Genomic DNA, 8,780 nt, shown 5'->3' on the forward strand with positions numbered 1-8,780 from the left:
ATCCCGATGAGGGCATGCGCAGCATGCTGCTGGAACTACTTGAACGCCGCTACGACGCCGCCTCAACCGTGTTCTGCACCCAGTACGCGAAGAAGGACTGGCACCAGCGACTCGGCTCCGGAGTCCACGCCGACGCGATCATGGACCGCATCGTCCACAACACCATCTGGGCCGACACCGGCAACCACAACATGCGTGAACACGCCGCCGTGAACCAGTGACAAGACGCCGGTGGGAGCCGGTGGCCCCCACCCCGGCGGCCGCTGGCCCCCACCGGCAATATCACTGGCCCCCAACGGCAAGATCGAGTGGCCTCCAAGCCTTCAAATACTCAGTCAAGGACAAGTACAAGAAGAAGGATGTCCGGACGGTCTATGCCGAACTGCGCACGCGGCGGCTGAAGTTGGCGCCCAATGCTACGAAGGCGAACGCGGACGCGATGGAACGATTGGCCAAGTGGCAGTCCCTTCTTCCGACGACGTACGACGAGGCACTGGTCTATCCCCGCCTCTATCCCCTCCTGGCCTATATCCACGCTTGCCTCCGCCCCTCGGACGGCTACGGCCACATCATCGTGGACGAAGCACAGGATCTGCGCTACCTCGAATGGGCACTGCTGGGACGCCTCAACCGCGGAGCGTTCACCGTGCTTGGCGACCTCAGCCAGTGCCGGTCCGAGGACGGGACAACCGACTGGGACCGCGTGCCCGCCATCACCGGGCGTGCCAGTGCGCCTTGGCCTGTGGCTGAGCTGGTGACCGGCTACCGCAGCACGCAGAGCATCATGGATTTCGCCGGGTCGGTGTTGCCCGCGTCGTCCCCGCGCCGCTCGGAGTCCATCCTGGGCGGCGGCATTCCTCCGCGCATCCTCAACGTGAAGGAGGAGGCTCATACGCTCGAGGTGCTGGCACTGGAGCAGGCGCGACTGCTGTCGGCGCGGTACTACCCCGGAAGCGCGGCGATCGTCTGCGCCGATCTGACCAGACTCGTCGAGGTGGCCAAGCAGCGCCGGTGGAAGCGCGAGGAGAACGAGATCTGGCGAAGCCCGGCCGGTAACAGGGTGCGCCTGCTGGACGCCGACACCTGTCGCGGGCTGGAGTTCGACGCCACAGTGGTAATGGAACCCGCTGCTTTCCGTCGCCGAGGGCGCAGCTACGGCGAGCTGTACACAGCACTTACCCGGGCCAATCGTGAGCTAGTGGTCGTTCACGACAAGCCGCTCCCAGCGGCTCTGGCGCACGCGGCCGAGGGCCTGGCCCACTGATCTGCCTACCTCTCCGGTGCACCGCCAACCGCGGCTTCGACATCCCCCAGCACAGTGCGAACAGCTCTACTACGCTCGAGACAGGGCCCAGCCGACCGATGAGCACCTCACACCGTAAGTCTCCGGACTCGCCGGAGCGGTTCAGGTGTCCCCACGTCAAGGATCACGGCCCCACGAGTTGGAGCAGTGAGTCGTAGCTGTCGACGACGTCGTACCTCACGCCCTCGTTCTCGGCCTTGTCATTGAGTGAGGCGAAGAACTTGCGCGCGCACTCGATCTTGGCTTCCTCAACACCTTTGAGCTGGAGAGTGGACATCGATCCCTTCGTCTCGGCGACGAAGTAGACGTGCTTGACTTTGCCCTCTCGGAACGCGATGGCCCAGTCGGGGTTGTAGTTGCCGACCGGGGTAGGGATGGAGAACCCACGCGGCAGCTTCGAGTAGACGACCACCTCGTCGCTGACATCGAGCTTCTCGACGAACGACCGCTCGACCTTCGAGTCTGTAACGACGTACTCGTAGACGCTCTTCTTCAGCTTGTCCCCTGCCTTGGACAGGTCTTGCGCGGTCTGGTTCTCGGTGAAGATGGCCGAGTCGAACCGGTTGTCGAGCGGGTCGTAACTGAGGTGCTCGACGATCACGGTCGCCTTCTGCTCGTTGATGAGCCGAGCGGCCTCGGTAATGAACTGCTCGGGGTTCTGCTTGAACTTCGCGAACGTGCCCGGGTTGATGCCGGTGAGGATCGCCGCGCAAGTGCGGCGAGTTAACTGGGTCTTCTCCGCGATCTCGCCGAGGAGGTCGTACTTGACGGTCGAGCCCGCCGAGACGGCCGAATGCTCGACCTTCGTCTCCTCGACCTTGAAGCCGGTGCCGGCCTCGAGCTGCTCGACCTCAAGCCCGACGACCTGCTTGCCGCTCTCGACGAGGTACTGCATGACGGTGACATTGAGGTACTTGTCGAGCGTCTTGATGCAGTTGGCGACCAGCTCGGCGGAGTCGAACTCGACCTGGTAGACGGCCTTGTGGTTGATGCGGCCCCACAGCTCCTGGAACTCGCGCTTGGCGAAGTTAGCCTCGTTGAACGGGATCTTCTTCGGCTTGCGCCCGTCGGTCGGCTTCGGCACGTCGAGGTAGAGCGCATCGACGAGCGGCCAGACTACGTCGATGATCGGCTCGAGCATCTCCGATGTCGGGGCAGCGAGGGTTCCGTCCGCTCGGGCGTCTTTGTACGCCTGCGTAACGAGACCCGACTCGTCGATGTAGTCGTTCTTGATCAGGTGGAAGTACAGCGCTTGGGCGACCGTCTTCTCCAGCACGCTCGTCGACCCGTCGGCTAGCTTGATGTGCTTGCCGACGAAGTAGTCGACGCTCGCCTTGCGGGGCCGCGCGGACAGCGAGTCGACGATCTCCTTCTGGAGCGCGTTGACGAACTCGGTGTACGACTCGTCTGTGACGACGGTCAGTTCGTTGATGTCGTGCACGGTGACGGGGTTGTCCATCCGCTCGCCGTGCTGATCGACCGACAGCCGCAGGCCGCGGCCGATCTCCTGCCGCCTCGTCGTGGTGTTGTCGCTCTTCTTGAGCATGCCCATCACGAACACGTTCGGATTGTCCCAGCCCTCGCGCAGCGCCGAGTGCGACCAAATGAACCGCACCGGCTCCTCGAACGACAGCAGCCGCTCCTTGTCCTTCAGGATCAGGTCAAACGCATCGACGTCGTCGGACTGGCCAGCAGTCTCGCCGGTCTTCTTCACCGAGCCGTCGATCTGGCGGCCGGTCTTCTTGTCGATCGAGAAGTAGCCCTCGTGGGTCTTGCGCACAGGGATTGCCTCGACATGCTTGCGGTACCGCTCGGCCGCCTCGTCAAAGTCGAGCTGACCGAGGTAGTCAGCCAGCAGCGTCTCGTACTCCTCCTCGAACACGCGCGCGTACTCGCCGAGCGAGTCTTCGCGGTTGTAGTCGCGGTACTTGGCGACCTCGTCGATGAAGAATAGCGACAGCGTCTTGATGCCCTGCGCGAACAGCTCGCGCTCCTTGTCGAGGTGGGCGCGGATGACTTCCCGGATCTGGATGCGCCGCTTCGCGTCGTCGGTCACGTCCTGGGTGACCTCACCAGCGCTGATGATCGACCCGTCGCTCAGCTCGATGATGTCGCGGTTGGCGTCGACATCCCGGATGAACAGTCCCTTGTACGCCTCGATGCCGCCGGAGATGTCGTGCAGGTTCATGCCCTGGCTCAGCCGCTTCACCTGCCGCTTGATGCCTTGGGCGGTCTGCACCTCCAACTCGACTCGCGCCTTCGGGAAGTCCGCCCCCTTGCCGACCTCCAGCCCATCGACGTACAGGTAGGCGGTGCTGCCGGCGAGGTGCTTGACCGTGATGCCACGCACCGCGATCTTCTTCACGAGCTTCTGGTTGTACGCGTCGACCGCGTCGAGCCGGTGCACCTTGGTGCGCTCGATCTTGTGGGTGGCCGAGTAGCGCAGCGCGAACAGCGCGTTGAACAGCCCCAGCGCCGTCAGCGACTTCGACGGCTTCTTCGCGTCGCCCTCGATCTTCTGCGGCTCATCGATAATGAGTATCGGCCGGTTCGCCGCGATCACGTCGATCGGCTTGCGTGACTGGAAGTCGTCGAGCACCTCGTAGATGCGGCGCGCGTCCTTGCCGGTGGCGTTGAATGCCTGGATGTTGATGATCATCACCTGCACGCCCGCATCGGACGAGAACCGCTCCAGCTCGTGCAACCGCGAGGAAATGTAGACGAACGTGCGCGGCTTGGTGCCGTAGAGCTGCTGGAAGTGCTCGGCGGTGATGTCGAACGACTTCTTCACGCCCTCGCGGATCGCGATCGACGGGACGACGACGATGTACTTCGACCACCCGTAGCGCTTGTACAGCTCCATGATCGTCTTGGTGTACACGTAGGTCTTGCCGGTGCCGGTCTCCATCTCGATGTCGAGGTTAAGCGGCGCGGCGGAGACCTTAACCGGGTCCTTGAGGTCCTTCGACAACGTCAACCCGCGCGCCTGCTGCACGCCGTGCACGTTGGTGAGCAACTGATGCGGGGTCAGTGCAATCTCGGCGTTGCGCAGGCCCGCGTCCTCCAGCAGCGTGAGCGCCTGATCCTTGCCGGGGTCGATGCGGTACTTCACGCCGTCGGCGTACGGCTGCCCGGCGAAGACGTCGACGACCGCATCGACGGCTTCGGTCTGGTACTGCTGGACCTTGAACTGGAGCTTCATCGGGTCAGATTGCCCTTACCTCGGTCTCGGGTGACACCTCGCGGAAGATCTGCTCGGCGTTGATGCGCGCGGCGTCGTTGGCGAAGCCGGAGTCCTTGAACACGGCGCGAAGCGGATGCCGCGCAGCGATTGCCTTCACGACGGCGTCGTTGACCTCGTCGGCAAAGCATGCGATCAGTGCGCCGTCGGCGACCGACAGCACACGTCGCGAGCTGACCTCCTCGACGGTGGTCGGCTCGGCGAGATCGAGCCCCCAGTCGAGCAGCACCTGGAAGAGCAGGTCTTCGTCGGTGCGATCCGGCTTCACGCTGCCGACAGCGTCCGACAGCGCGGGCTGCATCAAGTCGTCTGCGGTCGCGAGCCTGTCAGCCATGTTTGTCGTCCCGACGTGAAACGAACGGAAGCCGACGTCGAGGTCGGATGCCAGGAGTCCGGCAGCCTGCTTCACCTGGGCTCCGGCGCGGCGCAGTCGCTCACGTGCAACATCGGCGAGAGTCCCGTACCCCCGCTTTCGAGCGGCTGAGCCATCGTCAAGTGCCTCGTCGAGCTGAATCAGGATGAAACGTCGGTTGCCCTGATCAGCGGAGTTGAGGTTCATGACGGCATGCGCAGTAGACCCAGAGCCGGCGAAGAAGTCGAGAATCACCGTCTCCTTGTCAGAGCTGGTGATGGCGTCGATCCACTTGGCTAGGACACCAACATCCTTGGGGTAGTCAAATGCGGTCACGCCAAGGAGCTTGTTGAGGGCGTCGCTCGCGTTCGCGCGCACTTGAAAGAAGGCAGGGCGAATCGCCTGCTGCTCGACCTCATTTAGATAGGTCTTGGAACTGATAGTTGCGGCCTCGTCCTTGCCGAAGACGATGCGGTTCTGCTTGATCTTCTCGGCCATCGAATCCCGAGAGTAGCGCCACCCGTTGGGTGGCATTGGAACCGGCTTCCCGGTGAGGGGGTGCAGAACCTCAAACATGAGGTTCTCCCTGGGGTTCGGGCTACTGACGGGGCTACGGCGGAATGGTTGGCCGGTCTCATCGATCTCAGAGTACATCGAGAGTCCCTTTTCCGTGTCGGGCTTGGTACGCCACCACTCCCGGAAGAGACTCGTTGCACGCGCCGGATCGTGCCGCGACTTGTCCCAGGCCGCCGCAGCCGCGTTCATCACGAGGTCATAGCCGCGCTTGGGTTCGGTCCAACGGACGTCGTTCGCAACAAGGAGACTCTGGTTGCGCGCATAAATGAGCATGTAGTCCAGGCCGCCGGCCGTGAATCGCGCGTCGTTCTTGCCGACGCCCTGCCAGACAACGCTGGCGAGAAAGTTCTCTGCGCCAAACACTTGGTCGAGCAGCGATCGCAGGTTGGCGTGTTCGTGATCGTCGATTGCCGCTACTAGCACCCCGTCATCGGTCAACAGTCCACGCGCCAACTTCAGCCGGGAGTACATCATGCTCAGCCAGTCGGAGTGGAACCGGCCGTTCGCCTCGGTGTTCGCGACGAGGCGATCTCCCGCCTCCGACTTCTGGCCTGATCGGGCGAGGTAGTCGGCGCTCGACTCGGCGAAGTCGTCCTCGTAGACGAAGTCGTTGCCCGTGTTGTACGGCGGGTCGATGTAGATGAGCTTGACCTTGCCGAGGTAGGACTCCTGGAGTAGTTTGAGCGCGTCTAGGTTGTCGCCCTCGATGAAGAGGTTCTTCGTCGTGTCGAAGTCGACCGACTCCTCACGCACCGGCCGCAAGGTCTTGGCGATCGCCGCGTTCGCTGCGAACGCGGCGGCGCGCTTGCCCGGCCAGTCGAGCTGGTAGCGCTCCTGTGGCCCCTCGACGACGTGGTCGGAGAGTTCCTGGCGGAGCAGGTCGAAGTCAACGGCGAGAGTCACGTTGCCCTCCGCGTCCCTCGACTCGGTGATGACCTGCGGAAATAGCTCGGCGATGCGTTCGACGTTGCGTGCCGTGAGGTCCGGCGAGTGCATCTTGAGCTTGTCCACGGTCATTCCTTGTTACTCGGTACGGGGTCGGTCAGCTCGGTGAGCACTGCGGTGCGTTCCTTGATCTGCCTGCGGATTTCAATCTTGCGGTTCAGTTGTGGTTCGGTGCGCAACTTCTTCTCCAACGCGGCGATCTCGCGCTGGAGCCTTCGGGCGCGGTCCAGTCTGTCGGTCGCCTCTGACACTGTCTCGCCGACACGCGTGGCCACCGGCAGCAACGCTGTGAGGAGCGCCTCGTACAGTCCCGGCAGGTCTAGCGCGGTGGGCAGCGGGCGACGCGGCACATCGGCGGGCTGCCAGTCGGTCGTGAAGTACGTCCCGACCGTCGGATTCTTGCCGAGCAGCGACTTCTGGGCGGCGACGGTGCGCACACGATCGTTGTTGGTGACCTCGAAGATGATTGGGAAGTGCACGGACTTGTCGATGGCGGTCAGCACGTCGTCGGACACGTCCGTGCCCTTGGTCTCGACGGCGAACACCAGGATCTCGGGCACCGCCGCGGTGCCACGCAGGCGGATGGTGTCGTCGGCCAGCTTGTACGCCCAGGTGATGCGCTGGATGTCGTCGACGAACTTCTCGCGCAAGGCATTATGGACGTTGGCATGCTCGTAGAACTTCGTCTTCGGCACCGTGCGTCCGAACGCGGCGGCCGGGGGCCACCGAAACAGGACAGGCTCAGTCATCGGCGGCCTCCTCGACGATGGCGAGGAAGGCGATCAGTTCGAAGTCGTCCAGCCCGGCGATGGTCTGCACGAGGGCGGTGGTGTGGCCCGGGCTGAAGAGGCTGTCGAGGTCGCGTTCATCGGTGACGTCGATCATGGAAGTGATCGCGTCGGTGAGCAGGTCGGAGTAGGTATCCATGTCGGCGCCGTCGCGAGTGGCGGTATTGAAGATGCGACACACGTCGGCAACGGGCTCGTCGAGGTCGCGGCAGCCCGCGCGGATGAGGTCGAGCAGGTACTTGGCCTCGGTGTGGTCGGCAATGACGGTGCCGTCGTTGTCGAGGTAGACGAGGTAGTTCGGGTGGAGTCGGTTGCCGCGGTTGATGTGTTCGTCGGCGTTGATGTTGCGCAGGGCGAACAGCACGCCCGGCTTCAGCCCCTTGTCGGGCTGGGCCGGCACGACAGCATGGAGTCCCTTGGGGGTCCCGGCCAGATCGCCGTATGTCTTCAGGAAACCCAGCAGGTCCATGCGGAAGTCGTTGAGGCCCAGGTCGGTGATCGACACCCCGGTGCGTACATCTTCCAGCTCGATGACCTCGTCCTGGAGCCTGCGCAGCTGTTCCTTGCGGAACTCGGTGTCGGAGGACTGTTGGGTGAGCACGTTGTCGTCGGCGGTCGCGGCGAGGTCAGCAATGACCATGCGGCTCTCGACACGATCCTTCAGATTGATGTACTCATCCAACGAGATGTCGGGCCAGAAGTTGACCAGCTGGATCCGCTCGTTCGTCGAGCCGATCCGGTCGATGCGCCCGAAACGCTGGATGATCCGGACCGGGTTCCAGTGGATGTCGTAGTTGATCAGGTAGTCACAGTCCTGCAGGTTCTGGCCCTCGGAGATGCAGTCGGTACCGATCAGCACCTCCAGCTCGCGGGTCTCGGCCGGCATCACCAGATGCCGCTGCTTGGAGCGGGGCGAGAACAGGGTGAGGGTCTCCTGGAAGCCGTAGCCCTTGCCCAGCGTCGTCTTCGGGTTGCCCCGCCCGGTCACGACCGCTGACTCCAGCCCTGCGGCCTTCAGCCGGGGGGCGAGTTCGCGGTAGAGGTAGTCCGCGGTGTCGGCGAAGGCGGAGAAGATGAGGACCTTGCGGTTGCCCTCGTTGAGCGGATGGCGGATCTTGTCCTGGATGTGCGTCTTGAGCGTCTGGAGCTTGAGGTCATGCTGCGGGGTGATGGGGGTGACCGCGGCGAGCAGGTCGCAGATGACGGCGCGGTCGTGGGCCAGGTCGTGGCGCCAGTGGGCTGCTGCGGGGTTTTCGGACAGCGGATTCGGTTGGTTTTCTACGCTGCCGTGGCCGGCTGTTGGTAAGCGTAGTGCACTTCGTTGGGGCGGCGGTAATCGAGCGCTGAGTGCCGGCGGCGGCTGTTGTAGAAGCCCTCGATGTAGCGGATGACATCCCGCCGGGCCTGCGTCTTGGTGGCGTACACGGTACGGTAGACGCGTTCGTTCTTCAGTGCCGAGAAGAACGATTCGGCCATCGCATTATCCCAGCACACGCCCGTGCGACCCATCGAGGAACGCATTCCCAGACGGGCCACCAGGGCCCGGAAATCAGCAGAGGTGTAGACGCTGCCACG

At 63.6% G+C, this 8,780-nt stretch carries 7 protein-coding genes; 2 read left to right on the plus strand and 5 right to left on the minus strand.

Annotated elements, in window-relative coordinates; translation table 11 throughout:
* Together GA0111570_RS16985 and GA0111570_RS16990 are read left to right on the plus strand one after the other, a co-directional pair.
* A partial coding sequence (locus tag GA0111570_RS16985; protein ID WP_092613850.1) for an ATP-binding protein occupies window positions 1-221 on the plus strand: 221 nt, incomplete at its 5' end.
* 20 nt (window positions 222-241) lie between these two features.
* A complete protein-coding gene (locus tag GA0111570_RS16990) occupies window positions 242-1,264 on the plus strand; it encodes a helicase domain-containing protein (protein WP_139283311.1) in 1,023 nt (340 codons plus the stop codon).
* A gap of 163 nt (window positions 1,265-1,427) precedes the next feature.
* Here GA0111570_RS16990 and GA0111570_RS16995 read toward each other — a convergent pair whose 3' ends face one another.
* The 5 genes from GA0111570_RS16995 to GA0111570_RS17015 all read right to left on the minus strand — a co-directional run.
* Window positions 1,428-4,505 (minus strand): type III restriction-modification system endonuclease, encoded by a 3,078-nt coding sequence (locus tag GA0111570_RS16995; RefSeq protein WP_092613852.1) that lies wholly within the window; start codon window positions 4,503-4,505, stop codon window positions 1,428-1,430.
* Window positions 4,506-4,509: 4 nt separating this feature from the next.
* Window positions 4,510-6,483 (minus strand): site-specific DNA-methyltransferase, encoded by a 1,974-nt coding sequence (locus tag GA0111570_RS17000; RefSeq protein ID WP_217634248.1) that lies wholly within the window; start codon window positions 6,481-6,483, stop codon window positions 4,510-4,512.
* Window positions 6,484-6,485: 2 nt separating this feature from the next.
* Entirely contained in the window at window positions 6,486-7,166 is a 681-nt protein-coding gene (locus GA0111570_RS17005; RefSeq protein ID WP_092613853.1) for a DUF4391 domain-containing protein, read from the minus strand.
* The gene (locus GA0111570_RS17010) at window positions 7,159-8,466 is read right to left on the minus strand and encodes a helicase-related protein (protein WP_092613854.1); all 1,308 of its coding nucleotides are present in this window, start codon (window positions 8,464-8,466) and stop codon (window positions 7,159-7,161) included. Before GA0111570_RS17010 ends, GA0111570_RS17005 begins: the two co-directional genes overlap by 8 nt.
* Before the next feature lie 17 nt (window positions 8,467-8,483).
* Window positions 8,484-8,780: integrase core domain-containing protein (locus GA0111570_RS17015; protein ID WP_139283312.1), on the minus strand; the 297-nt coding region annotated here is incomplete at its 5' end.

Origin of the sequence: Raineyella antarctica (genome assembly GCF_900092135.1) — a bacterium.
GTDB lineage: Bacteria > Actinomycetota > Actinomycetes > Propionibacteriales > Propionibacteriaceae > Raineyella > Raineyella antarctica.